This window comes from Sphingobacterium sp. SRCM116780 (assembly GCF_021442025.1).
In the GTDB taxonomy this organism is placed as follows: Bacteria; Bacteroidota; Bacteroidia; order Sphingobacteriales; family Sphingobacteriaceae; genus Sphingobacterium.
Map to the genome: position 1 here is coordinate 3,145,576 of NZ_CP090446.1, position 25,369 is coordinate 3,170,944.

At 36.5% G+C, this 25,369-nt stretch carries 20 protein-coding genes; 7 read left to right on the plus strand and 13 right to left on the minus strand.

What is annotated here, in order from left to right; translation table 11 throughout:
- Positions 1-205: 205 nt before the first annotated feature.
- Positions 206-2,722, minus strand: coding sequence for a kelch repeat-containing protein (locus tag LZQ00_RS13495; RefSeq protein ID WP_234509805.1), 2,517 nt, complete (start codon positions 2,720-2,722; stop codon positions 206-208).
- Positions 2,723-2,979: 257 nt separating this feature from the next.
- On the opposite strand from LZQ00_RS13495, the gene LZQ00_RS13500 reads away from it, so the two are divergent.
- The 3 genes from LZQ00_RS13500 (at position 2,980) to LZQ00_RS13510 (ending at position 7,198) form a co-directional block, all read left to right on the plus strand.
- Positions 2,980-4,767, plus strand: a complete 1,788-nt coding sequence (locus LZQ00_RS13500) for an alpha-L-fucosidase (RefSeq protein ID WP_234509806.1) — start codon at positions 2,980-2,982, stop codon at positions 4,765-4,767.
- Positions 4,768-4,909: 142 nt separating this feature from the next.
- Entirely contained in the window at positions 4,910-6,784 is a 1,875-nt protein-coding gene (locus LZQ00_RS13505) for a sensor histidine kinase (protein ID WP_234509807.1), read from the plus strand.
- 3 nt (positions 6,785-6,787) lie between these two features.
- On the plus strand, positions 6,788-7,198 hold the full coding sequence (locus LZQ00_RS13510) for a response regulator (RefSeq protein WP_234509808.1): 411 nt from the start codon (positions 6,788-6,790) through the stop codon (positions 7,196-7,198).
- 126 nt (positions 7,199-7,324) lie between these two features.
- On the opposite strand, the gene LZQ00_RS13515 is transcribed toward LZQ00_RS13510, so the two are convergent.
- Both LZQ00_RS13515 and LZQ00_RS13520 read right to left on the minus strand, forming a co-directional pair.
- Positions 7,325-9,571 carry a glycoside hydrolase family 20 protein gene (locus LZQ00_RS13515; protein ID WP_234509809.1) on the minus strand — a complete coding sequence of 749 codons (2,247 nt, stop codon included), beginning with the start codon at positions 9,569-9,571 and terminating at the stop codon, positions 7,325-7,327.
- Positions 9,572-9,703: 132 nt separating this feature from the next.
- A complete protein-coding gene (locus LZQ00_RS13520) occupies positions 9,704-11,479 on the minus strand; it encodes an aminopeptidase P family protein (RefSeq protein WP_234509810.1) in 1,776 nt (591 codons plus the stop codon).
- A gap of 136 nt (positions 11,480-11,615) precedes the next feature.
- On the opposite strand from LZQ00_RS13520, the gene dacB reads away from it, so the two are divergent.
- The 4 genes from dacB to LZQ00_RS13540 all read left to right on the plus strand — a co-directional run bounded on the left by dacB (position 11,616) and on the right by LZQ00_RS13540 (position 16,597).
- On the plus strand, positions 11,616-13,037 hold the full coding sequence (dacB, locus tag LZQ00_RS13525) for a D-alanyl-D-alanine carboxypeptidase/D-alanyl-D-alanine-endopeptidase (RefSeq protein ID WP_234509811.1): 1,422 nt from the start codon (positions 11,616-11,618) through the stop codon (positions 13,035-13,037).
- Positions 13,038-13,144: 107 nt separating this feature from the next.
- Complete coding sequence (locus LZQ00_RS13530; RefSeq protein ID WP_234509812.1) at positions 13,145-15,424, plus strand: NADP-dependent malic enzyme; 2,280 nt, start codon at positions 13,145-13,147, stop codon at positions 15,422-15,424.
- Between the two features lie 15 nt (positions 15,425-15,439).
- The gene (ruvA, locus tag LZQ00_RS13535; protein ID WP_234509813.1) at positions 15,440-16,021 is read left to right on the plus strand and encodes a Holliday junction branch migration protein RuvA; all 582 of its coding nucleotides are present in this window, start codon (positions 15,440-15,442) and stop codon (positions 16,019-16,021) included.
- A gap of 105 nt (positions 16,022-16,126) precedes the next feature.
- The gene (locus tag LZQ00_RS13540; protein WP_234509814.1) at positions 16,127-16,597 is read left to right on the plus strand and encodes a GAF domain-containing protein; all 471 of its coding nucleotides are present in this window, start codon (positions 16,127-16,129) and stop codon (positions 16,595-16,597) included.
- Here the strand turns inward: LZQ00_RS13540 and LZQ00_RS13545 are convergent.
- The 10 genes from LZQ00_RS13545 to LZQ00_RS13590 form a co-directional block, all read right to left on the minus strand.
- Positions 16,594-17,514, minus strand: coding sequence for a WD40 repeat domain-containing protein (locus LZQ00_RS13545; RefSeq protein ID WP_234509815.1), 921 nt, complete (start codon positions 17,512-17,514; stop codon positions 16,594-16,596). The genes LZQ00_RS13540 and LZQ00_RS13545 overlap by 4 nt on opposite strands.
- Before the next feature lie 67 nt (positions 17,515-17,581).
- Positions 17,582-18,166, minus strand: a complete 585-nt coding sequence (gene hisIE, locus LZQ00_RS13550; protein ID WP_234509816.1) for a bifunctional phosphoribosyl-AMP cyclohydrolase/phosphoribosyl-ATP diphosphatase HisIE — start codon at positions 18,164-18,166, stop codon at positions 17,582-17,584.
- A 269-nt stretch (positions 18,167-18,435) separates the two neighbouring features.
- Positions 18,436-19,188, minus strand: a complete 753-nt coding sequence (gene hisF, locus LZQ00_RS13555; protein ID WP_234509817.1) for an imidazole glycerol phosphate synthase subunit HisF — start codon at positions 19,186-19,188, stop codon at positions 18,436-18,438.
- Positions 19,189-19,190: 2 nt separating this feature from the next.
- On the minus strand, positions 19,191-19,943 hold the full coding sequence (locus tag LZQ00_RS13560) for a HisA/HisF-related TIM barrel protein (RefSeq protein ID WP_234509818.1): 753 nt from the start codon (positions 19,941-19,943) through the stop codon (positions 19,191-19,193).
- A 19-nt stretch (positions 19,944-19,962) separates the two neighbouring features.
- Positions 19,963-20,556 carry an imidazole glycerol phosphate synthase subunit HisH gene (gene hisH / locus LZQ00_RS13565; protein WP_234509819.1) on the minus strand — a complete coding sequence of 198 codons (594 nt, stop codon included), beginning with the start codon at positions 20,554-20,556 and terminating at the stop codon, positions 19,963-19,965.
- Positions 20,557-20,688: 132 nt separating this feature from the next.
- Positions 20,689-21,828 carry a bifunctional histidinol-phosphatase/imidazoleglycerol-phosphate dehydratase HisB gene (gene hisB, locus LZQ00_RS13570; protein ID WP_234509820.1) on the minus strand — a complete coding sequence of 380 codons (1,140 nt, stop codon included), beginning with the start codon at positions 21,826-21,828 and terminating at the stop codon, positions 20,689-20,691.
- A 4-nt stretch (positions 21,829-21,832) separates the two neighbouring features.
- Complete coding sequence (gene hisC, locus LZQ00_RS13575; protein WP_234509821.1) at positions 21,833-22,891, minus strand: histidinol-phosphate transaminase; 1,059 nt, start codon at positions 22,889-22,891, stop codon at positions 21,833-21,835.
- Positions 22,892-23,072: 181 nt separating this feature from the next.
- Entirely contained in the window at positions 23,073-23,984 is a 912-nt protein-coding gene (locus LZQ00_RS13580) for a ribonuclease Z (protein ID WP_234509822.1), read from the minus strand.
- Position 23,985: 1 nt separating this feature from the next.
- Complete coding sequence (locus LZQ00_RS13585) at positions 23,986-24,366, minus strand: STAS domain-containing protein (RefSeq protein ID WP_234509823.1); 381 nt, start codon at positions 24,364-24,366, stop codon at positions 23,986-23,988.
- A gap of 16 nt (positions 24,367-24,382) precedes the next feature.
- The gene (locus LZQ00_RS13590) at positions 24,383-25,333 is read right to left on the minus strand and encodes a phosphoribosylaminoimidazolesuccinocarboxamide synthase (protein WP_234509824.1); all 951 of its coding nucleotides are present in this window, start codon (positions 25,331-25,333) and stop codon (positions 24,383-24,385) included.
- Positions 25,334-25,369 lie beyond the last annotated feature (36 nt).

The following is a 25,369-nucleotide window of genomic DNA, read 5'->3' on the forward strand; positions in this document are numbered from 1 at the left end:
ATTTTGGATAAAAAGATGAGAAATTTGAATGCAATTCTATAAATCCGAAATTAAATGATATTAAACATTCTAGCGATTAATAGCGGGTTAATAATGGGTTAATGAGCAATAAAAAGCATTAATCGGATGATTAATGACTGATGAACTCGATTTACCTCACCGTTAAAAACAGCGTAGCATAGATGTTCAAAACTGTGGCTCAGTATTAACTTAAATCAGATGAGCCCATATATTCCTGCTGATATTTGGCTTTATAATTACTTTTAAATGTGGCGAGTACTTCCTGATAAGCTATATTTTTCTTTGTAGATTTTAGACAATTCAAGTATAGCTTTAACAAGTCTTCATCAAGCGGATAAAGTTGAAAGAAATATTTAATGATGGGCATGATAGTAATACAGTTACCTTGCGCAATGAGATCTTTAAATTGCGGTATCCAGATACGATCTATAGCCACTTTCCAGTTTACTAATACCTCCTGCTGTAACTGATCGGGAAAATCTTTTAAAAACTGTCCCCTAGAAAGTAATGAAACGATATGACCAATGTTAATAGCAGTCAGTTCATCGCCTTTTACGATCGCATTATCGACTTGTAAAAAGTCGCAACAGAAACCATCTTGATATTTTAACCTGAAAAGACTATTTTCAAATATAATCTCAAAGCCCAAAATATCTGATAATGCCTTTCGCAGTTGATTCATGGAAACACCTCTCAGATTCTTAACAGACAATTCATCCTTATCTGGCCAAATCAATTGACTTAATCTTTGAGAAGAAACACCCAGTTGACTATCATATATGAGCAGTACTAACAATAAATTGCGCAGTCGCTGGCTAAAGAGATAGGTTATTTCTTTCCCTTTTGAATTGTAGATAGTAAAATTTCCAAATAAATAGATACTATTTGTCGTTTGGTCTCCCGCTATGTCAATACGCTCAGATTCCTGCTCGGCCGCTACACTTTGTGGAGAATAATCATCCAAAACTTTGGGAGCACTCTTTTTCCTCTTCTTTATTAAAAAGTAACCAAGGATTCCCCCTGTTCCCACGATAAGGAGTACCATACAAATATAATTCAAGGTGCGATCTCCATGAGAATGTATATGTAATTCCTGATATTCAGATTGGGTTAATGCAGGGTTATTAAGGGTAAATATAGAAATAGTAGACCTGTCGTTATCATCAAACACCTGGATACTGGCAATAAATTTTTGCTGTACTGTATTAAAGAAGAGATTCAAGTTGGTCGTGATCATATCTGATCTGAACGGAATACTATCACCAACTTTTTCATGTGTTCCATCTTTGATACTGAATTTAAAAAGCTGTGCATACGAGTTGGGTTCATACTCAGGGTAACATAAGGCATAAAAACTAGAATCATCCAGCATCACAAGATTTCTCGAGGGTACCAAATTCTTGTCATGCCATTTTATATCCCACAATTTACGGATGGACTGTTGTGAAAGATCAATTTTATATAGATCGTAAAAGTAATTTCTACCGACAGTCTGATCACCAGATAGATTGCCTATTCCTCCAAATAATAATATTTCATTTTTGTTTGGCAGAAAAGTCCAAGAAGAATAGAATCTCGGAGCTGGGATATCACCTTTAAATACTATACTTTCCCACCTTTTGCTTTTGTCACTAAATCTATTTATTTCATTAAAATAATGTTGATTTCCAAATCCTCCAAACAGCAGTAATTGTTGATTATTGGTATCAAAAATCTGATTATGCTGATGCATTTGCTTTCCTAGTCCACCTATATGGATACTGCCCCACTTTCTTTTATTGATATCCAATTCCGTGACGGTTGGCTCATATTCATTAGATCTGACCTCATACGCGATAAGGTGCTCGTTATCTTTAGCCATGACCATACCCAACGACCAGGTTTTTAATGGGAATGCATTACTATATGGATATGTCTCAAAATTTTCATTATCAAAATTATAGGATTTCAGAGAATCCATACCTATGAAATACAAAAGATCCGGTTGTAAATATGTAATACCCGTCACAGACTTTACGTGGTGATCCAGTATCTTTTTCCAATGATAAGAATTCTTGATCAGCCAATCTGCATTTTTCACCAGTCCTATTTTATTTTGAAATTGATCGGAAACAATATCGCCAGAGTTTTCTCTAAATTTAAATTCATATCTCTCCTTTTGGTCATGTACCTTTAAATCTCGAATGGCATATGAAGCCATATCTACTGAACGTTCATTTAAGCCAAAAGTAATATGCGGTTTAAATGAACGTTCAATAAATTTATACGTGCATGATTTTATCTGCGTACCTATCTGCAGTACTATTTTATTAGCTATTGCATCTAAACAAAGTTTAATAGGGATCCAGCCTTCTCTTTTGATACGACTTTGTTCAACATCAAATGTCATCAGGTTGGAACGCCCCTCCTCATTTAATCTGAATTGGCTCATACCATCTCCTTTATTGGTATAAATTAAGCTAAAGGCGTTTGTTCCATGATCATCTTTGATATATAATATATATCCAAACGGAGTAATATCTTGAAATGAAAGTTGAAAATCTATATTCAGTTTATTGAAAAACTCCGGTGAACGGGTTTCAAAAACTTGGTATGAAGATCGATTTTCAATCAATACACCCTGTCCTTTAAATTGAATTCCCTGCCCAGAAACGATATTAAAAATAAAAGCTAAAGACAATAAAAAGAAGTATGACTTCATGAAATATATAAAATTTGATTGATTTAAATTTGGTTTATCTTTAATTAAACAAACTTAAACATTCTCATACACTTGTTAAACTAAGTTGAATAAAAATTTTATTCTCTGGAAGTGATGTTTCCTATTAATATACTTCGTGTTCCGACTGCGTACTTGAGACAGGTTAATGATAGTTATATCAACAATTCAATCTATTCACAGAAACCTCCTTTTGAATATTTTTTCTTATCTTGTTAGTCTAACAATTATGACGCCTTATGATATTGAATTTGAAAAAATCCGTACTTATTTGCCTGCTCTTCACTTTATCTACACAGCTTTTTGCACAAAATTCACAGAAGACCAAATGGTTCAGCGATGATCGTTTTGGGATGTTCATCCATTGGGGCTTATACAGCGGTGCTGAAGGTCTTTGGAAAGGTGAAAAATTGCGTTACCTCAATAATTATGCGGAGTGGCTTCGCTATCGTAACCGTGTCTCAAAAGAAGAATATGGCACATTAGCCAAACGGTTTGTTTGGGATCAAATCAATCCTGAAGAGTGGGTTTTGCTGGCAAAAAAAGCGGGTATGAAATACATCATCATAACGGCTAAGCACCATGATGGAGTAGCGATTTGGGACACTAAAATAGGGAACTATAGTTTACCTAAGTTAAGCGGAAGCAATCGTGACGTCATCAAAGAGTTAGCTGCTGCATGTAAAAAACATGGCATGAAGCTCGGATTTTACTATTCACACTGGATCGATTGGGAACATCCTTATGGTTGGAATCATAATCAAGAATTAACCGGTCATGTAACCGATGCTCAATACAACCAATATTGGCAAGAAAAAGTCATTCCTCAGTTACGGGAACTTTTAACCAATTATGGCGATATTGCGCTGATTTGGTTTGATATGTGGATTCCTTACCAAGAATCAATTATTAAAAAAGAGCAATTGGAACAAGTGGTGGAACTGATCCATACGTTGCAACCCAATTGTTTAATCAACTCCAGATTGGGTCTGCCGACAGATGAGAAAAATATTGATTTTGAGACTTTCGGTGATAACCAGTTTGGAACGTCATATGTCAATCATCCTTGGGAAACTCCTGGTACCATTGCGCACTCTTGGGGCTATAATGGACAGGAAAATGAATGGAAATCTACTAGTCAAATTTTCCAATCACTCATCTCCAACGTAAGCTTAAATGGAAGTTTCACCTTAAATATTGGCCCTCGTGCTGATGGTACGGTACCTTATGAGAGTATCTCGAGACTTGAAGAGATCGGATCATGGTTACAGAAATATGGTCAAGGAGTTTACGGTGCTACAGGTCTAGCGTTACGTGCGAATCAGCATGATTGGGGCTATCTAACAACAAAAACAGAAGGAGACCAAACAAAAGTGTACGCTCAGGTATTCAATTGGCCGTTGGATCGGATCTTACGGATATCCGGAATTAAAACAACACCTCAACAGGTTGCTGTATTATCGGGAAAGACAATGGATAAATTAAAATTTGAGCAAAAAGGTAGTATTTTATATGTACACCTCCCCGAAAAACAACCCGATAATTTTGTCTCTTCTATTCTATTGACGTATGACGAGCCTTTACAATTGAATCCTGATATGGTTGCCGAATCTACTTTTGGAGGTTTTTCATTAAACAGCAACAATACCATCAATAAAAACAAGTTAAAAATTGTTCAATACGACGGCACCAGACCGCAACATATCGAGACCGAAGGCGAAGTGATCAACTGGGAAGTAGAATTCCCTGAGAAAGGAACCTATACATTGGATGTGTCAGCACATAATCCAAGCGGAAAAGATATAACGGTTGACATCCAAATAGGAGATCAATCTTTTACAGGAACACTAAAACCTAATGGAAAGTTGGTTGTTGAACCGAATCAAAATTACTACACGGATGAATTTATCGATAAACGAATTGGGGAATTTAATGTTGAAAAAATTGGGAATAAAAAGATAGATTTTCATGTCGTTGGAAATCAACAACTTTGGCTAAACAGAATTTGGATAGAAAGGATTAAATAGAATCCGCCTACACTTTTCTGTTAAATGTAGCTGAATATCTACAAAGTTAGATGTAAATTTCACGTAATTTAAACGCGCCAAATATTAATGTATAAAACGTCCATTAGGATCAGTATTAGCTGTTTTTTTAATATGTTCAAACATGAATTTTAGACATACTCCTCTAAACGATCTTTTACTCTCCACTCCATTACAAAGTATGGAAGGGTTGATTGTTATAAATTTGGATGGATATATACAGTCTTGTAATGAGCGAGCTCGTGTTCTCTTACCTATTGAGGAAGTAGCCTATCAAGAAAAACAGTTCCATCATTTATTTACGTACTATACAGTAGAGGATCTAAGTCCAATCCCGTTAGAACAAACACCTTTTTATATCAGCTTGACAACAGGGGTAGACGTACTGGAGAAAACAGTAGGGATCAAAATTGATGACCATATGTTTATCTGGTTATCATGTAGTTCAAAACGAATCACGGATCAAATTTCATCTTACATCCTGATTTCGATCATTGATGTTTCTAAGATTATCAATCAGCATAGACAGTTAGTTGAAAAAAAACATCACTTAAAACTTTTAGTCGCCTCATTGAACGATATTGTATTTGAAGTAACTGGAGAAGGAGTATTCATAAATTATTGGACCAACGATCCCAGTTTACTCTTTTACGAACCCAAACATTTTCTGAATAAAAACCTCTCGGACTTATTCCCGACGGAGATATCAAAAAAAACGATAGCCTTAATAAAAAAGTCTTTGGCGGATGGTATTTCCTACAAGATGGATTTTCAATCACCGGTAGATTCGCATAAAAATAATTGGTATAACCTGCAAGTTAAACCTATTCATTTAACCCAGAACAGAGTTGCTCTTCTGATCTCTGATATTACCAAAAGTATAGAATCAAACGAGAAAATAAGGTTCAATGAACACAAATTCAATCAAGCTTTTCATTTTTCGGGCTTGGGTATGATATTAACAAATATTGGGGGATATTGTATAGAGGCAAATAAAACACTAACCAAAATTACAGGATTTTCTAAAAAAGAGCTCTCCAAGATGAACTTCTCGGATTATATACATCCGGAAGATCATGATAAATACTATCAATTACGTCAAAAACTGATCTGTGGTGAGATCGAAAGTTTTTATATAGAAAAACGCTATAGACACAAGCGTGGTCATTATATCTGGTGTGCTGTAACCATATCCACCGTTCTTAATCAATTTCAAGAAGTCTCGTTTCTTATTTCTCAACTACAGGATATTTCTGAAATCAAAAAAAATATAGAAACGTTAAAAAGACAAAAAAAGGAATTAGGCATCATCAAAATGGATCTGGAATCAAAAGTTCAACAACTGGAAGAGTTCAATCAAATCGTTGCCCATAATTTGAGAGGCCCTGTGAGTAACATCCATATGCTGATCGATCAATTAAGAGATGAAAAGAATGCTGTTTGTAAAGATGAATATCTGAAACTTCTGAAAATTAGCAATGACAATGTAAGCGAAACACTAGCGGAGTTGTCCGAAGTATTAGAGCTTCGCGCGACGCAATTTATTACATTTAAAAAATGTAATTTCCTTGCCATCTATCAACAGGTTATCAATCAATTTTCCAAGGAAATTCACCGTAAAAAAGCCATTCTTATCCCAGATTTTCAAGCTCCAGAAATTTATTATCCCAAAATATATTTGGAAAACATATTAAACAACCTGCTGAGTAACGCGTTGAAATATACCAGCAAAGGAAAACAACCGATCATTCATATTCGAACGTTCAAAGAAAATCGAGCAATCATACTAAGCGTCCAAGACAATGGAATAGGTATTGATTTACCTAAATTTAAATCACATCTTTTTATGTTCAAAAAAAATATTCATCGTGGTTTCCACAGTAAAGGTATTGGATTGTTTATAACACGTTATCAGATTGAATCCTTAGGTGGAAAAATTGATGTGCAAAGTGAGCCAGAAGTAGGAAGTACATTTTTAGTAAAATTTTCAAAAAAATAACACATGCAGCAGGAGAACAAACTAAAAACAAGAAGAGTAGCCATTGTAGATGACAATGCTATTTTACGTGTTATTTTTAGCAATATGATTAAGGGTTTCCCTGATTTCCATCTTGAAGTTCATTTGTTTGAGAATGCGTTGGATTTTTTTGATAAAAAAAATAATTATAATCCAGATCAATTGCCCGATATCCTATTTGTTGATATTAGTATGCCTTTCATGACGGGTTGGGAGATGATGGATAAGCTAGAAGCTGACCTTAATTTTGTCAATAAAGTGACAATCTATATTGTAAGCTCCTCCACGTGCAAAATAGATCAGGAGCAACTTGATCATTATCCATTTATCAATGGTTATTTAGTAAAACCGATAGACAAATTTGCTCTTTTCGACATTATCCGTCAGATCAATTAAAAGAATTTCCTTTTTTACATTTTTTCGCTATATTTCCCACTATTTGAAATAACAATGGAAACAAAGTGAATGGTTATGTTATCGTTTTACTTGATCAAATTCTTATTGATGCGTGGATATCTTAACTTAATAAACGGATAGCTCATCAACGAATAACCAAGCTGGAGAACCAGCACCCACAAATCCTGTCGGAATAGTCCCTGCATTCTGAACTTCAATCTTGATAAATTGTGCTGTTTGGTTATCAAATTTCAATTTAATTTTTCCATTCGATCGATCGATTTCCTGTTTTCCCATTTCTTGGACAAGAGAAAACGTCTGATTGTCTTTGGAAACAAATACTTGAACTGCTTTTGGAAAATGAATCCAGCTTCCTTTCTGGTCGATTGTATTTAATTCAACAGCAGAAAATGTGGTAGGTTCTCCTAAATCAATAGTCGCAACCAGATCTTTTCCATTAAAACCTAACCAGTTTTTCTTAAAATAATTCGAATGCCCATATATCGCATCAACTAACGTTGCAGCGCCATTTGCATGGTAAGACTCGCTTGGTTTATCAACCAATTGAATGGTTTTTCCTGTTGATTTACTCACAACAAAATTTTGTTTTAAGACAGAACCTATCAAACGATCTTGTGCAAAATCACCGGCTTGTATTTCCATTGTTTTGTCTATTAAAATAAGATCTTGATAACTTTTGCTATTTGCATTTGGAATAGTACCGTCCGTAGTATATCGGATATCACCATCATCTCTACTAGTCGAAAGTTTATAATACATCTTTCCTTCTTTGAAAACATAATCACTGTTGAGTTCAAAAATCGCTTTACTGTATGGAATATGTTGTTGATCTAAATAGGCAAATTCATGAATAACTCTGTTCTCAAAAGATGTGTATGCCTCAGGTTTGGCTGTTCCCCAGGCAACCTCAGATAAGGCCAAGAGTCTTGGGAATAACATATATTGTACTTGCTTAAAGTTCGGGATATATTCGGTCCACATGTTCGCTTGTGGTCCCAAAATATGTTTAGCCTCTTGTGCTGTAAGTTCCTTGGGAATCGGGTTAAACGCATACACTTTATTCAAACGTAGTTCCGCACTGAATGCTAAGGGTTCCGATTGTGGATTTCCTTGATAATAATCAAAGTACATATGGCTGACAGGAGTCATAATCGCATCGTGCCCTGTTTTTGCAGCATGAATAGCGCCCTCAATTCCTGTCCAACTCATCACAGTCGCATTTGGTGCTAATCCACCTTCTAAGATTTCATCCCAACCAATGATACTTTTCCCTTTTCCATTGATATACTTTTCCATCCTTTTGATGAAATAAGATTGTAATTCAAGCTCATCTTTTAGTCCTTGTTTTTTGATCAGGGCTTGACAATATGCACAGGATTTCCATCTTGTTTTTGGTGCTTCATCACCACCGATATGGATATAATGACTTGGAAATAGGGTGACAACCTCATCTATTACATCTTGTAACAAAGCGAAGGTTTCTTCTTTGGGACAAAAAATATCATCCATTACCCCCCAAGTCGTACCCACTTGAAACGGACCTCCTGTACAGGAGAGTTCTGGATAAGCGGCCAATGCTGCAAGTGCATGTCCTGGCATTTCAATCTCAGGAATTACTTCAATCTGTAATTTTTTTGCATAGGCAACAACTTCTTTAATTTGTTCTTGTGTATAAAAACCGCCATAACGACCATCTTTCAGGAGTGCCGTATTTTGTTTAACATCATCGGTAATGGCTCTATAAGCACCAATTTCTGTCAATTTAGGGTGGCTTTTTATTTCAATACGCCAGCCTTGATCATCCGTTAGATGCCAATGAAACTTATTCATTTTATAGCGCGACAAGTAGGTCAAAAACTGTTTGACCTCATCTACTGTAAAAAAATGTCTGCACACATCCAAATGTGCTCCTCGGTAACCAAACTTCGCAAAGTCTTTTATTTCTAAATAAGGGATGCCTCCTTTAGCTTGGTTTTCTTGAACCAATTGCAACAAGGTTTGAGTAGCATAAAAAGCCGCACTTTCTGTAGAGGCCGCGATCAAAACTCCTTTTGCATCAATTTTTAGCTCATAATAGTCATGTTCATCAGCAGTCGGATGGGTTATTTTCTGAAAACGAATCGTTCCCGATTTCTTTACTGGTACTTTTGCCGCTAAAACAGTTTCCAATTGACTGGCTAAATACTGAGCTTGCTCACCAAATACGGATTTCCTGATTGTCAAATTTCCTTTCAATAGAAATACTCCTTTATTGAGAACTTCTACATGCTGGGGCATGGGAATGATATTGTTTTGGGCAAACAAAGAAAAGGAATAGAAAAAAATAAAACTGAAAAATAAGATCTTACGCATAATTGTCTTTGGGTCTTTTAACAAAAATAGTATTAATTTTACAGAATTAAAACGTTATAGCAAACCAATTTCAGATAAAAAATAAAGGAGACCTTATTAGACCTCCTTTATTTTTATGCTCTTATTATTGGATTAAATCGCCTGTGTTTTATCTTTCAACCAGGCTGTTTCTTCTATACTTAATCTTGGTGATAACTGATCAAATACCCATTGATTATACGTATTCAACCAATTGATATGTGTTTGTTCCAATAAAGATTTTTCAACCAAATCCGTCGCAATATAACATATCGTTAAGGTTTCAAAGTTCATGAAATCTCCAAAAATAGAAGCATCATGTTTTTTGGATAACACGAGGTTTTCGATACGGATACCATGTTTGCCTTCACGATACAAGCCTGGTTCAATCGAAGTGATCATGCCCGCTTCAATCGCGATATCGATATTCGCAGAGTTGAATACTTGAGGCCCTTCATGTACATTTAAAAAGAAGCCTACACCATGTCCTGTTCCATGACCATAATTTCGCAATGTAGCCCAAATCGGACGACGTGTAATCGCATCAATTTGATATCCTTTTGAACCTTTTGGATAAATAGTTTGACTTCCCTCAATGGTACCTTTCAACACAATGGTATAATCATCTTTTTCCTCTTGGGTGATTTGTCCCAAGGAAACGACACGTGTAATATCAGTCGTTCCAGTTTGGTATTGACCTCCTGAATCTACTAATAAAAGTCCTTTTGATGCTAATGCGTAATTGCTTTCTTCAGTTGCTGAATAATGTGGCAATGCGCCGTGATCTAAATAGCCTGCTATGGTATTGAAACTAATATCATTAAAACCAGATTGTTCTTCTCTAAATTCTTGCAATCGAGCAGCGATAGAAATTTCGGATTGTCCTCCTTGTGGTACAGCTTCTTCCAACCATTTAAAAAATTTAGTTAAAGCAACACCATCTTTAATCATGGTTTCTCTCGTATGTGCAATCTCGACTTCATTCTTAATGGTTTTTAAGGAAGTCGAAGGATTGATTTTTTCGACGATGGTTACTGATGAAGGGATAGCATCGTAAATAGCAAAACACGTTCTTTTGGGATCGATGAGGATTGAGTCTACACTTAAATGGCTGATTTGGGCATATACCTCATGATATTCTTTTATTTGAATACCTGAGGCGTTCAAACTGGCAATCGTTGCTGATTCCAGTTTAGCAGACTCAATATATAAGGTGGCCTCTGTTGCGGTTATGTAGACAAATCCTAACACGACTGGGTTACAAGGGACATCGCGACCACGAATATTTAATAACCAAGCTAAATCATCCAAAGAGGAAATTAAATGTGTTTGTGCTCTATTTTTTGCCAGAACAGCACGAACAGCTCCTAGTTTTGATGTTGTAGATTGTCCTGTTGTTGCTTCGTCCAATAAATAAGCTTTGGCTAAAGGTAGAGAAGGACGTCCTTCCCAAAGCGGAGATAGCAAATCGACATGTCCATCAACCTGAATCTCCAAAGGAGTCAAGATTTGCTGTACAGATTGTGCCACCAATAAAGAAGCTAAATTACCATCAAAGGCTACCTTTGCTCCTTTTGTTAACTGCTCGCCCAACCAGTCTGCATATTCCGCATTACCTTGCACTTTTAATTTCACCAGTTCAAAGCCACTTCCTGCCAATTGTTCATTTGCTTGAACAAAATAACGCGCATCTGTCCATAAACCTGCAAAATCTTGTGTAATGACTAGTGTACCTGCAGAACCTGTAAAACCAGAAGTCCAAGCGATACATTTATATCGATCTGGTAAGTATTCACTGATATGCGGGTCGGAAGAAGGGATAATATAACCATCAACACCCTGGTCTTTCATTAAACCTCTTATTGCCGCTAATTTTTCTGAATGCGTCATTTTTTCTCTAATTTTATCATGGCAAGTTAGGAATTTTCAAGAAGTAAACACGATTTGTATCATAACTTTGACTTTTATATTAAACAAGTTTTAACCAAACAATAGTACCTTTATATAAACAGATAGCCCATTATTAATGAAAACCAATACATCCATCAGCATTCTCAGTATTTTCTTATCCCCTTTATTGATCACCCCTAGTTTTGCACAATCTATTACAAAGTCAAAAATCGAAGAAGCTTATCGCTTATTCGAACATGATCCTGCTTTAAAAAATGGAACAGCTTCCCTGACCGTATTGAACGGTACGACAGGAGAACCTATCTTTCAGCAGAATGAAACCGTTGGATTGGCAACAGCATCAACAATGAAAATCATCACCGCGGCTACCGCTTTTGATGTTTTGGGTAAAGATTTTAAATTTAAAACAACCCTATATTATACAGGATCTATCCAAGAAAATGGTATTCTTGATGGTGATATCATTATCCACGGCACTGGTGATCCCACTCTAGGTAGCAGTCGTTACCCCGAATCTAGTGAAGAACAACTCTTAAATAAATGGGTTTATGTGATCCAGAATGCAGGAATAAAAGAAATAAAAGGTCGAGTTATTGGTGACGACAGTCTATATGGAGGATATAAGGTTCCCGGAGGCTGGATTTGGACAGACATCGGCAATTATTACGGAGCAGGTGTTTCATCGCTCAACTGGAGAGAAAATGCGGTAGGTGTTGTTTTCAATCCAAGTGAAAAAATTGGTAGTCCAGCTGCTATTCAGAAATTGACAGCAGATCTGTCTTACCTTCAAATCATCAATGAAGTCACCACAGGTAAAAATGAGTCTGGCGATAACGTCTATGCGTATTCAGGTCCTTACGCATCTCAGGTATATATCCGAGGAACTTATGGTGCCGATCTAAAAAAGACGATCGAGATCGCTGTTCCTGATCCCGCTTATGATGTTGCCTTTCAGTTATCAAAATCATTAACCAATGCAGGTATTAAAACAGCTAATCCACCAAGTAACAGTCGGAGCATAGTGACGACAGATATAGAAAAACATAGCTTAGATATACACGAATCAGCTCCTTTATCTGAAATTATCTACTGGTTCAATCAAAAAAGTATCAATCTTTATGGAGAAGCGTTGTTGAAGGCGATCGCTTACCAAACAGCTCAAAAAACAGAAACCAGTGATGGGGCTTCTTGTGTACAAAAATATTGGGAAAACAAACTGAAGATTAACCCAAATGAGCTGAACAGCTGTGATGGATCCGGACTTTCTCCCCAAAATCGCGTAACAACGGGTGCCATGGCTAAAATCATGCAGTATACACAATCACAATCTTGGTTTCCAGAATTCTATAAGAGCTTACCCGAATACAACAAAATGAAAATGAAAAGTGGTACCATAGGTGGCGCATTGGGATATACCGGTATTCAAACAAATTCGATGGGAGAAAAATTTACATTCACCTTATTAGTAAACAATTATTCGGGATCCACCAGTGCCATGCGCAAACAGATGTTCCAGCTTCTGGATACTTTAAAATAATTTGACCTATCAGAATAAATATTTGAGGAAAAATCATTTCTTTCTCACAAAAAGAATGATACATTTGTAACCTTAGTTGAATAAACGAGTATTTTAAAAGAATAAAAATGAGTAATGTAAATCGTAAACAAGCCGCATTGGACTACCATTCGATGGGTAGACCTGGTAAAATAGCTGTTGTGCCTACCAAGCCAACAAATTCTCAACGGGATTTATCGCTAGCTTATTCACCAGGTGTTGCTGAGCCTTGTTTAGCTATCGCGGCAAACAAAGAAGATGCCTATAAATATACGGCAAAAGGAAATTTAGTTGCCGTAATTAGTAATGGTACCGCAGTATTGGGTCTTGGAGATATTGGCGCTGTAGCAGGTAAACCGGTTATGGAAGGTAAAGGTTTATTATTCAAAATCTTTGCTGATATTGATGTTTTTGACATCGAACTCGACACGAAGAATGTCGATGAGTTTGTGAATATTGTAAAGGCATTAGAACCTACTTTTGGTGGTATCAATTTAGAAGATATTAAAGCTCCAGAATGTTTTGAAATTGAAAGACGTTTGAAAGCTGAAATGAATATACCGGTCATGCATGACGATCAACACGGTACAGCGATTATTTCCTGTGCAGCTTTGATCAATGCTTGTGAATTGATTGGAAAGAAAATCGAGGAGGTTAAAATCGTCGTAAATGGTGCTGGTGCTGCAGCGATCTCGTGTACCGGGATGTATGTATCTGCTGGTGCTAAAAAGGAAAATATTGTCATGTTAGACAGTAAAGGTGTTATCCGTCGTGATCGCGAAAACTTAGATGGCATGAAAGCTGTTTATGCTACAGATCGGGACATTCGCACACTTGCTGATGCAGTAGATGGATCGGATGTATTCATCGGACTTTCTGCAGCAGATGTACTAACTCCTGAAATGCTATTAACAATGGCTGCTAAACCAATCGTATTAGCCATGGCCAATCCTAACCCGGAGATTGCTTACGATTTAGCACTTGCCACACGTAATGATGTCATTATGGGCACAGGTCGTTCGGATTACCCGAATCAGGTGAACAATGTATTGGGTTTCCCTTATATCTTCCGTGGTGCTTTAGACGTACGTGCAACAGCGATCAACGAAGAAATGAAAGTGGCGGCAACGAAAGCAATTGCTGAATTGGCAAAACAACCCGTACCTGAAGAGGTAAACCAAGCTTATAATACGAGTAATTTAAAATATTCTGCGGAATATATCATTCCAAAACCAAATGATCCACGTTTAATCACAGAAGTTTCTGTAGCTGTAGCAAAAGCTGCTATTGCTTCAGGTGTTGCTAAACATGCCATTGAAGACTGGGATAACTATAGAGAGACGTTACGCAAAAGATTAGGTCAAGATGACGCGATCATGCGCAATTTGACTATGGCGGCAAAACGTGACCCTAAACGTGTTGTATTTGCTGAAGCTGACAATTACAAAACGCTTCGTGCAGCACAAATTGTCAAAGAAGAAGGTATCGCGATTCCTATTTTATTGGGTAAGAAAAATAAAATCAACGATTTAATTAAGGAGTATGGCTTTGAATTAGATGCTGTAGAAATTATCGATCCTATTGAAGAGGCAGAATCAGCACGTGTCAATAAATATGTAGATCACTTATTTACGAAAAGACAACGTCGTGGTATTTCAAAATTTGATGCGAAGAAACTGTTATTTGACCGTAATTATTTCGGAGCAAGTATGGTTCAATTTGGCGAGGCTGATACGTTAATTTCTGGGTTAACTAAAAATTACGCACATACGATTAAACCTGCTTTACATGTGATCGGAGCAAAAGAAGGAAGTCGTATTGTTGGTATGTATATGATGTTGACTAAAAAAGGACCTATTTTCTTAGGCGATACAACTGTCAACAAAGAACCTACGGCTAAAGAATTAGCTGATATTACGGTACAATTGGATGCTGCAGTTCGAAAAATGAACATCAGTCCGCGCATTGCACTGTTATCCTATTCTAATTTTGGTTCTAATGAAGGTAATACACCGACAAAAGTTCGAGAAGCCATCCAGATCGTTCACAAAGAACACCCTGAAATTGTTGCTGATGGTGATTTACAAGCAAACTTTGCACTTAACAGTGAATTATTAGAAGCCAATTTCCCTTTCAGTACATTAAAAGGACAACCAGCGAATACGCTAGTTTTCCCGAACTTAGAATCAGGAAACATTGCGTATAAATTATTACAAGAAGTAGGTAATGCGGAAGCAGTAGGTCCAATTTTATTGGGAATGAACAAGCCTATTCACGTATTACAATTGGATAGTTCTGTTCGTGAGATTGTTAACATGGTGACGATTGCAGTTGTCGATGTACAGTCGTACGAAAAACAAGGTAAATAATTAGTTTTTTACGTTATGTATGCATACTTCAACGGAAAATTAGCTCATAAAGCCCCTACCCATGTCGTTCTTGATGTGGGTGGGATTGGTTATTATATCCATATTTCCTTACATACATTTTCCCAAATTAAAGACCAAGAACAGTGTAAGCTGTTCATCTCTTTTCAAGTAAGGGAAGATGCACATACGCTTTTTGGTTTTGCTACAGAAGGAGAGAAAAAATTATTTGAAAACCTGATATCTGTATCTGGGATAGGTCCCAATACAGGTCGCATGATTCTTTCCTCGAATACACCTGAAGAAATTCAATCGGCCATTGTCAATGGGCAAGTTGTGCTAATCCAAAAAATAAAAGGGATAGGTCCTAAAACAGCGCAACGCTTGATTCTGGAACTTCAAGATAAATTGAAAAAAGAAGGAGTGGATGCGTTATCGACAATACCAATGGGGCAGTCGTTACCAGACGAAGCACTATCGGCTTTAGTCATGTTAGGTTTTAATAAATCGGCTTCTGAGAAGGTCTTAAATACCATCATGCAGGCAGACTCGAATCTTTCTGTTGAGGATATGATCAAATTAGCTCTAAAAAGATTGTAATCACGAAAAATAGATTATTATCATCAGAACAACATTTTATATTTTTTACTATTTCAAGCGCTATTATTCTGTTAACTTTGAACAGCATAATAGCGCATTTTTTTTATGGCAGAGGATTTAAGCATTCATAAAGGAACAAAAGAGGAACAATATGTTGGATTAATTCCTCAAATTAAAGGATTAATTACCGGAGAAGATAATCAAATTGCAAATTTGGCCAATGTAGCAGCAGCTTTAAAAGAACAGTTCAATTTCTTTTGGGTAGGTTTTTATTTAGTTGCGGGAGAGCAATTGGTATTGGGTCCATTTCAGGGTCCTGTTGCCTGTACACGCATCAACTATGGAAGAGGTGTCTGTGGTACAGCTTGGAAAGAGTCAAAAACAATTGTGGTACCTAATGTCGATGAATTTCCAGGGCATATCGCCTGTAGCTCTTTGTCAAAATCGGAAATCGTCATACCTATTTATCAACAAGATTCCATCGTCGGTATCTTGGATGTGGATAGTGCAGAACTGAATGCTTTTGATGAAATTGATGAAAAATATTTAACTGAAATTGTTAGTTTACTCTCTTAAGGAAGCTTCATTTCCCATATCTTAATCAGTTTATCATCTCCTGCGGTTAAGAAGTACTTGCCTTCTGCCAACCATATCCCGGTGTTAATGGATAAGGTATGTGAATCGTAGAATTTATCCCGACTTACTGCTTTCAATAACGAGTAGGTATTGTCTTCCCAAATTTTGAATGACTTATCGCGGCTTACGGTAGCCATTATGGGATAAATGGGATGCGGATAAATACCATATACGGTAAACATATGTGGCGTGAAGGTATGCTGTTCTTTCAATGATGCTACATCCGATATTTTGAAGGCTGCATCTCTTGCTCCACTAAAAACCAAACGATCATCTTTAGAGAAGACCAGACTTGTAATGGGCATGGTATGTTTTTGATTTGCCAATAAAAAATGGTAGTCTTCGGCAGAGAATAGAAATAGATCTCCATTTTTATCTCCAAATACAATGTTCTTTTGATCATGAGATAAGGCAACAGTACGGATCGTATTGGATGAAATAGCGAATTCATGTACTTTTTCATACGATGTCAACGACCAAACGCTCGCGATGCCGTCCTCTCCTACAGCGACAAGTTCTTTTTTATTAGGGATCGTTTGCAAAGCAAAAACAGCTTTGTTGGAGACATGCAAGTTGGCGATCAGTTTTTGATTTTCAACATCGACAATCATCACTTTTCCTTCACGCAGTGCGATCGCTAAATAAGGTGTGTTAGGTATTAAATGTAAGGCATAGATAGATGAACTGACTGCACAAAGAATGCGTTTGAATCCCTTCTTTTCTAAATCCCATTCTACGACACCTTTATCATTGCCTCCTGAGAAGAAGGTATTGGAAAAATAGCCATTTTCCAATGCAAAAATTGGGTTCTGATGCCCATTTAAAGTTGCTGCTAATTCGATCTCAAATTTATCCATAAAAAAATTGCCGTATACAAATATACAGCAATCTATTTTTATTGTGTCATCGAAAACTAAGGATATGTTATTGATGTCTACTTTCTAAATTTTTAGCGATCGTTTCTAAGGTGATTCCTTTTTCTCGCAAGAGTACCAATAAGTGGAAGAATAAATCTGATGTCTCATTGATAAAATCGTGCTCTGTTTCCGTCAATGCGGCAATGACCGTTTCAACAGCTTCTTCACCAACTTTCTGTGCTATTTTATTAATTCCTTTCGAACGAAGACGATTGACGTAAGATTCATCGGAAGGAAATTCGTAACGATGTTTAATGATACGCTCTAACTCCAATAGGAAATTTTGATTGTATGTGGTATTAAAACAGCTACGACTACCCGTATGACAAGTAGGGCCCGCTGGTTTAGCTTTAATCAATACGGTATCTTGATCACAATCGATATGTACACTCACCACGGTTAAAAAGTTTCCACTTTCTTCGCCTTTTGTCCACAATCGATTTTTACTTCTTGAGAAAAAAGTAACACGCTTTTCAGCTTGTGTTTTTTGCCATGCTTCTTCATTCATGTAGCCTAGCATCAACACTTCCAATGTTTGAGCGTCTTGCACAATCACAGGAACAAGTCCGTCACTTTTTGAAAAATCTAACATTTTTTAATAGTATTTAGTAGCTAGTATTTAGTAGCTAGATTTGCTTGTGCAAGTCTACGACTCAACCTATCTTTAGTATTTAGTAGTTAGTATTGAGTATTTAGATTTGCTTCTGCAAGCCTACGGCTCAACCTATTCTTTGTATTTAGTAATTATATCCTTAACTGGTTTAAGTATTCGCTCTTTCAGCGGTCACTTAAATCTAGAAAGGTTATCACTAGTAGTTAGTATTTAGCACTAGGTATTTAGCCTTACTTGTGCAAGCAAGTTTAACGTACAACAATACCATTACTGCGTAATGTATTTTTTAATTCTGGGATCAATATTTCACCATAGTGGAATACAGAAGCTGCTAAAGCGGCATCCACATTACTTTGTTGAAATACATCAACAAAATGTTGTTGTTGACCAGCTCCTCCCGATGCGATCAACGGAATAGTAATGGAATCATTGATTTTTTTCAACAAGCCATTATCAAAACCATTCTTCGTTCCGTCATGATCCATCGATGTCAACAGAATTTCACCAGCTCCTCTTTCTTGTGCCTCTCTCACCCAGTCTTCTGTTTTTATTTCTGTTTGGATACGTCCTCCACTTAAATGAACAAAGTTTTGTCCGTCCAAATAGCGGGTATCTACAGCTACAACAACAAACTGAGTTCCAAATGCTGCAGCAAGATCATTGATCAATTGCGGATTACGTACCGCAGCTGAATTAATGGAAATTTTATCTGCTCCAGAGTTCAACAGAACTTCAGCGTCTTTCATTTCGTTAATACCACCACCTATTGTAAATGGAATATTCACTTCTCGGGCAACTGCTTTCACCAAGTCAATAGTCGTTTTACGGCCTTCATGTGTCGCAGCGATATCCAAAAAAACCAATTCATCAGCCCCTTGTTGGGAATATTGCCATGCCAATTCTACAGGATCTCCAGCATCACGTAAATCAACAAAGTTGACTCCTTTTACTGTTCGTCCGTCTTTGACATCTAGACAAGGAATTATCCGCTTTGCTAACATCCTTAAAAGCTAATTAAGGATTTTAAATTCCAGTCTTTAATTTCTTCAATAGAAACTCTATTTTCATAAATAGCTTTTCCAACAACAACAGATTCCATCGTACCTAATGCGTTTAGATTGCGAATATCGTCCATCGAGCTAATCCCTCCTGATCCGATTAATTTGATAATGGGTGAATGATCGAGCAGTTTCTTATATAAATCAACTCCTGCACCTCCTAATTTACCATCTTTACTAATGTCAGTACATAAGAAACGGAAGAATCCTAAAGCAAGACATTTATCAATGTATTCAATTAATTTAATCGGTGACGATTCTAACCATCCGGAATACTTAATCACTTCATCTAAAACATCAATAGCAATAATGATGTGATCAGCATATTTTACTTTGCCTTCATTCAAGCTGCTTAGTTCTTCTAAAAATGAAGGATTTGTGATGGCCTGTGTACCGACAATAACACGGTAAATACCTGCATCAACCAATTCTTTGACTTTCTCAATACTACGAACACCTCCACCGTATTGAATTTTCATCTCTGTTTTCTGAATGATATCAAATAAATATTCTTGATTGCTAAAATCTCCTTTTGCTCCATTCAAATCAATGATATGTACCAATTCTGTACCATTCGCATGGTACTTCTCGATTTGCTCTTCTAAACTGATTTCATAAGAGGTCACATCGTTGTAGTTTCCTTCTCTCAAACGAACGACTTTCTTATCTAAAACGTCAATAGCGGGTATAATATACATTGTAAAATATTTTATATTTCTAACTTAATTTTGAAAAATTCACTAATAATTGCTCGCCTGCTTTCCCTGATTTCTCGGGGTGAAATTGTACTCCATAGACATTCCCTTTGCTGATGGCAGCCGAAAATTGTACTCCATAAGTACAGCTTGCTGCTGTGTATTCCTCATCATATTCAATGAAATAGGAGTGCACAAAGTAAAAATAAGCATTATCTTCTATATTGCTGAATAATGGATTGTCATTTCTGATCGAAATGCTGTTCCAACCCATATGTGGAACCTTCTCTTTAATTTTTTGATCAAAATGAAGTGTTTTTAATGGGATAATAGCTAATAAATCTGCCTGTCCTTCTTCTGAAAAATCAGTCAACAATTGCATCCCCACACAAATCCCTAATACAGGTTTTTGAATGGTATGAATACATTCTGCCAATCCAGAAGCGCGTAGTTTTTCCATAGCAGCTCCTGCATGTCCAACACCTGGTATGATAATCCGGTCATATTGATCGATATCTTTTACTTTGTTGACCATCCCATAGGTAAGTCCAACACGATCCAAAGCTGCCGTCAATGAAAAAATATTGCCAGCTCCGTAATTTATAATTCCTATCATATTTTTTTAGATATGAGATATCAGATTTGAGATATTAGACATGAGAGACTTGATTTTCTTATCTGCTTCTATCTACAAAATAGTAAACTATACACAGTCTCCAATCTCAAATCTATTGTCTCAAATCTAATTCTACAAAACCCCTTTCGTACTTGGCAGTTGCATATTATCCGCGTCCCGACGAACCGCCTTTTTTATTGATTTTGCGAATGCCTTAAATATTGCTTCTATTTTATGATGTTCATTGTCGCCTTCGGCTTTAATATTCAAGTTCGATTTTGAAGCATCAGAGAATGACTTAAAGAAATGGAAGAACATTTCTGTTGGCATATCACCAATTTTCTCCCGTTTAAATTCTGCATCCCAAACGATCCAATTACGACCTCCAAAATCCAAAGCTACTTGCGCTAAACAATCGTCCATTGGCAATGTATAGGAATAACGTTCAATACCGCGTTTATCTCCTAACACTTTTAAAAACACTTCTCCTAAAGCGATACCTGTATCTTCAATCGTATGATGTTCGTCGATATGTAAATCTCCTTTTGCCTTCACCGTCAAATCAATTGCGCCATGACGTGCAATCTGATCTAACATATGATCAAAAAATGGCAATCCTGTATCAATATCAGCTTTCCCAGATCCATCCAAATTTAATTTGATATAGATATCCGTTTCATTTGTTTTCCGATGATGTTCTCCTGTACGCGTTCCCAATTTTAAAAACTCATAAATGGATTTCCAATCGGAGGTTTCTAGCGCAATGGTTTCTGGATCTATTTGTACATTTTCTAATACGCCCAAATCATCATTGTTTCGCAACCAGATGGCTTTGGCACCTAAATTTTGTGCTAATTTTACATCATTGACACGATCTCCGATAACAAAAGATTGTGCTAAATTATATGTTGAAGGATCAAAATAATCCAACAGCATACCGATACCTGGTTTACGTGTTGCCGCATTTTCATGCGGAAATGTACGATCAATATGTTCTTGAGAAAAAACAACGCCTTCAGCAGCAAACGTGTCGATAATAAATTGATGGACTGGCCAAAAGTTGGCTTCTGGATGAGCATCTGTTCCCAATCCGTCTTGGTTAGATACTAATACCAGATCGAAATCTAATTCTTTCGCAATACGTGGCAGATATTGTAATGCTGCAGGGTAAAACTTCAACTTCGCAAAAGAATCAATTTGTTGATCTTCTGGTTCCAAAATTAAAGTACCATCGCGGTCGATGAATAATACACGTTTAAGCTGATTAGGCATTTTTTTAGCTATTGATTGTTGTTAATTTTTCTAATAATAATTGATTCTCTTGTGGAGTACCAACTGTAATACGCAGACATCCTTCACATAATTCTACTTTAGAACGATCCCGTACGATAATACCATTTCCAACTAAGTATTCGTAAACTCCTCGTGGATCATTCATTTTCACAAGGATAAAGTTTGCATCAGAAGGTGTAATATGTTGAACCATTTCCAATTTATCCAATTCTTGCACTAACTTTTCACGTTCTTCAACGGTTTGTTTAATCCATGAGTTGACTTGATCAATATTTTCCAAGGCTTCCAATACGATGTCTTGTGTTGCTTGATTGATATTGTAAGGTGGTTTTATTTTGTTGAAGACGGCGATAATTTCAGTACTGGCAAAAGCCATTCCTAAACGTAAAGCGGCTAATCCCCATGCTTTAGAAAGCGTTTGTAAAACAACCAAGTTTGGATATTCAACCAATTCATGTGTGAATGATTTAGTTTGCGAAAAATTAATATACGCCTCATCCACAACGACCAAACCCTCAAAGTTATTTAAGATCGTCTCAATATCTTGACGATTGATACTATTGCCTGTCGGATTATTTGGTGAACAGATAAAAATCAATTTGGTATGTTCATCAATTGCATCTGCAATAGCAGGTAGATCCAATTGATAAGTTGCTGTTAAATTTACCTTCCGATAGGCAACATCATTAATATTTGCTGACACTTCGTACATACCATAAGTAGGCGGTACTAATACCACGTTATCTACTCCTGGGCGACAAAATGCACGGAATAAAATATCAATGGCTTCATCACTTCCATTACCTAAGAATATATTTGCTGCTGGAACACCTTTAATCTGCGAAAGTTTATGTTTAACTTGATGTTGAAGAGGATCTGGGTATCGGTTGTAATTATGCGCTAAAGGAGAGCCAAAAGCGTTTTCATTTGCATCTATTAAAACTGATGCTTCCCCTTTGAATTCATCTCTTGCAGAAGAATAAGGTACGAGATTTTGAATGTTTGCTCGTAATAATTTCGTTAAGTTGAATGGAGTGTCCATTAATTTGTTAAATTTTAAAGCGTAAACTTAGATAAATTTGCTTAGATACACAATATAATTGCCTATATGAGCAAATTTATTCGTTATCCTACTATTTAACAAGTACTCTTGGGTGCTTCGTTAGTATCGTTCTCTCCCCTATCTCTAAGTTTTTTTATAGCGAGAAAATTTACAAAAAATCTTAAACGGTATACCATTTTCCTTCCTGAGACAACATGGAATGCTGAAAAACGGATTGCGCTTCTGCTAACAGCGGTTGTAAATCTTTATATCGAGCAGAATAATGTCCTAATAATAGCTTTCCTACTGCTGTTTCTTTTGCAATTTCAGCTGCTTCTAAAGAAGTCGTGTGAAATGTTTCTTTTGCTCGATCAACCATATCATGCAGGAAAGTAGATTCGTGATATAGCAGAGTCGCCTGTTGAATGTAAGGCAGGTAAGATGCTGTTCGAATGGTGTCTGAACAGTAGGCATAGCTCCTAGATAACGGAGCTGGCAATGTAAAGTCTGCGGCTTTGAAAACACGTCCATCATCAGCGATATAATCCATTCCTTTTTTAAGCACCTGATAATACGCTACCGGAATGTTTTCTTTTTCCACTTCATCCATTAATAAGGTTCGTGCTCGCTGTCCTTCATCAAATCGGAATCCAGTACAAGGAATACGGTGTGTCAGTGGAAAAGTGCTGACTTTGAGTGTTCTGTTTTCAAAGATAACTTCTGGACGTTCTGCCGAAGTTTCGTGAAAGATTAAGTTATATCGAAGCATAGTCTCCGAATATTTAAACTGAACAGCTAATATTTCATCCAAACCTATTGGCCCATAGAGATGTAAATCGCTTTTGCGTCCAATTAAATGCATGGAGGACAATAACCCGATTAAACCAAGATAGTGGTCTCCATGCAAATGACTAATAAAAATATGACTGATTTTATTACTTTTAATCCCATAGCGGTTCAATTGCATCTGGGTGCCTTCGCCACAATCAATTAAAAACAATTGTTCATTGAAGTTCAATACTTGACTTGTGGGATGTCTATCGTACATAGGGGTTGCTGAACTATTCCCTAAAATCAAAACTTCAAAACGCATATTATTTCTCTTTTTCCCCTCTATAATCCATTTCTATTTCATGTGCAAAAACTATATCTTCAGCATCTTTAATCGAATTCACAATGGTGAAATTGGTATGGAAATGAGACATTTCGATTACCTCTAGAACATCTGAATCTATATTTGCTAAAATAAAAAGTCCTCCACTAGCATCACAAAGGCGGTTGGCCAGTATCGCTAAACGAAGACAGCTTTCATCTATCTTACGCACATTGGAAAGATCTAAAATAATATTACGTTGACCAACCGTGTTTCTCAACAGAAATTCACCTTTCAGTTTAGCCGCCTTTTCTGCATCCAAAGTATCAGAAAGAGGTTCTATCACAATATAGCGGTCATGTTTATCAATCGTATATTTCATAAATCAGGTCTTTCAATTAATATTTTAGTTCTTTTAAAGCAGTCGATACGTTGCGTTCTACACGGGCCAAAACATCTTCTTGATTTGGATAAACAAATTCTTCACCGACAATATGCTCATAAAGTTCGATATATCGTTCAGAAATCGATTTTATTATTTCATCGGTCATTTCTGGAACTTGTTGTCCATCCTTTCCTTGAAATCCATTTTCAATTAACCATTTACGAACAAATTCTTTCGAAAGCTGTTTTTGCGGTTCATCATTCGCTTGACGTTCTTCATATCCTTCCGCATAAAAATATCGCGAAGAATCTGGCGTATGAATTTCATCAATTAAAACAATTTTACCGTCTTTCTTTCCGAATTCATATTTCGTATCCACTAAAATCAACCCTCTTTCGGCAGCGATTTCTGTTCCGCGTTGGAATAATGCTTTTGTATATTTTTCCAATTGTACATAATCCTCTTCACTTACGATACCTTTTGCCAAGATAGCTGCTCTTGAAATATCTTCATCGTGCCCTACTGCTGCTTTTGTCGTCGGTGTAATGATGGGTTCTGGTAATTTTGCGTTTTCTTTTAAACCATCAGGCATTGCTTCTCCACAAACCTCACGTTTACCAATACTATATTCTCTCCATGCATGACCTGATAAATAACCGCGAATCACCATTTCTACTTTAAATGGTTCACACATCATTCCTATTGTTACGCTTGGATCTGGAACAGAAACAACCCAGTTTGGTAAGATATCCTCGGTTGCTTTCAGAAATTTAGCAGCAATCTGATTCAAAACTTGTCCTTTATAAGGGATAGGTCTTGGTAAAACCACATCAAATGCTGAAATACGATCGGATGCGACCATGGCTAAATATTCATTTGCAATGGTATATACATCACGTACTTTACCCCTATAAAAAGCGGTTTGATTTTCGAAATTAAAATTTGTTTCTTGTATTGCGTTCATATCATGAGTGGGTAGCTTCTCACTACCTCAATTTTA

Bases quoted from the DNA above. Each gene is read 5' to 3' on its own strand.
- LZQ00_RS13495 (WP_234509805.1), bottom strand. From the start codon at position 2,722: ATGAAGTCATACTTCTTTTTATTGTCTTTAGCTTTTATTTTTAATATC.
- LZQ00_RS13500 (WP_234509806.1), top strand. From the start codon at position 2,980: ATGATATTGAATTTGAAAAAATCCGTACTTATTTGCCTGCTCTTCACT.
- LZQ00_RS13505 (WP_234509807.1), top strand. From the start codon at position 4,910: ATGAATTTTAGACATACTCCTCTAAACGATCTTTTACTCTCCACTCCA.
- LZQ00_RS13510 (WP_234509808.1), top strand. From the start codon at position 6,788: ATGCAGCAGGAGAACAAACTAAAAACAAGAAGAGTAGCCATTGTAGAT.
- LZQ00_RS13515 (WP_234509809.1), bottom strand. From the start codon at position 9,571: ATGCGTAAGATCTTATTTTTCAGTTTTATTTTTTTCTATTCCTTTTCT.
- LZQ00_RS13520 (WP_234509810.1), bottom strand. From the start codon at position 11,479: ATGACGCATTCAGAAAAATTAGCGGCAATAAGAGGTTTAATGAAAGAC.
- dacB (WP_234509811.1), top strand. From the start codon at position 11,616: ATGAAAACCAATACATCCATCAGCATTCTCAGTATTTTCTTATCCCCT.
- LZQ00_RS13530 (WP_234509812.1), top strand. From the start codon at position 13,145: ATGAGTAATGTAAATCGTAAACAAGCCGCATTGGACTACCATTCGATG.
- ruvA (WP_234509813.1), top strand. From the start codon at position 15,440: ATGTATGCATACTTCAACGGAAAATTAGCTCATAAAGCCCCTACCCAT.
- LZQ00_RS13540 (WP_234509814.1), top strand. From the start codon at position 16,127: ATGGCAGAGGATTTAAGCATTCATAAAGGAACAAAAGAGGAACAATAT.
- LZQ00_RS13545 (WP_234509815.1), bottom strand. From the start codon at position 17,514: ATGGATAAATTTGAGATCGAATTAGCAGCAACTTTAAATGGGCATCAG.
- hisIE (WP_234509816.1), bottom strand. From the start codon at position 18,166: ATGTTAGATTTTTCAAAAAGTGACGGACTTGTTCCTGTGATTGTGCAA.
- hisF (WP_234509817.1), bottom strand. From the start codon at position 19,188: ATGTTAGCAAAGCGGATAATTCCTTGTCTAGATGTCAAAGACGGACGA.
- LZQ00_RS13560 (WP_234509818.1), bottom strand. From the start codon at position 19,943: ATGTATATTATACCCGCTATTGACGTTTTAGATAAGAAAGTCGTTCGT.
- hisH (WP_234509819.1), bottom strand. From the start codon at position 20,556: ATGATAGGAATTATAAATTACGGAGCTGGCAATATTTTTTCATTGACG.
- hisB (WP_234509820.1), bottom strand. From the start codon at position 21,828: ATGCCTAATCAGCTTAAACGTGTATTATTCATCGACCGCGATGGTACT.
- hisC (WP_234509821.1), bottom strand. From the start codon at position 22,891: ATGGACACTCCATTCAACTTAACGAAATTATTACGAGCAAACATTCAA.
- LZQ00_RS13580 (WP_234509822.1), bottom strand. From the start codon at position 23,984: ATGCGTTTTGAAGTTTTGATTTTAGGGAATAGTTCAGCAACCCCTATG.
- LZQ00_RS13585 (WP_234509823.1), bottom strand. From the start codon at position 24,366: ATGAAATATACGATTGATAAACATGACCGCTATATTGTGATAGAACCT.
- LZQ00_RS13590 (WP_234509824.1), bottom strand. From the start codon at position 25,333: ATGAACGCAATACAAGAAACAAATTTTAATTTCGAAAATCAAACCGCT.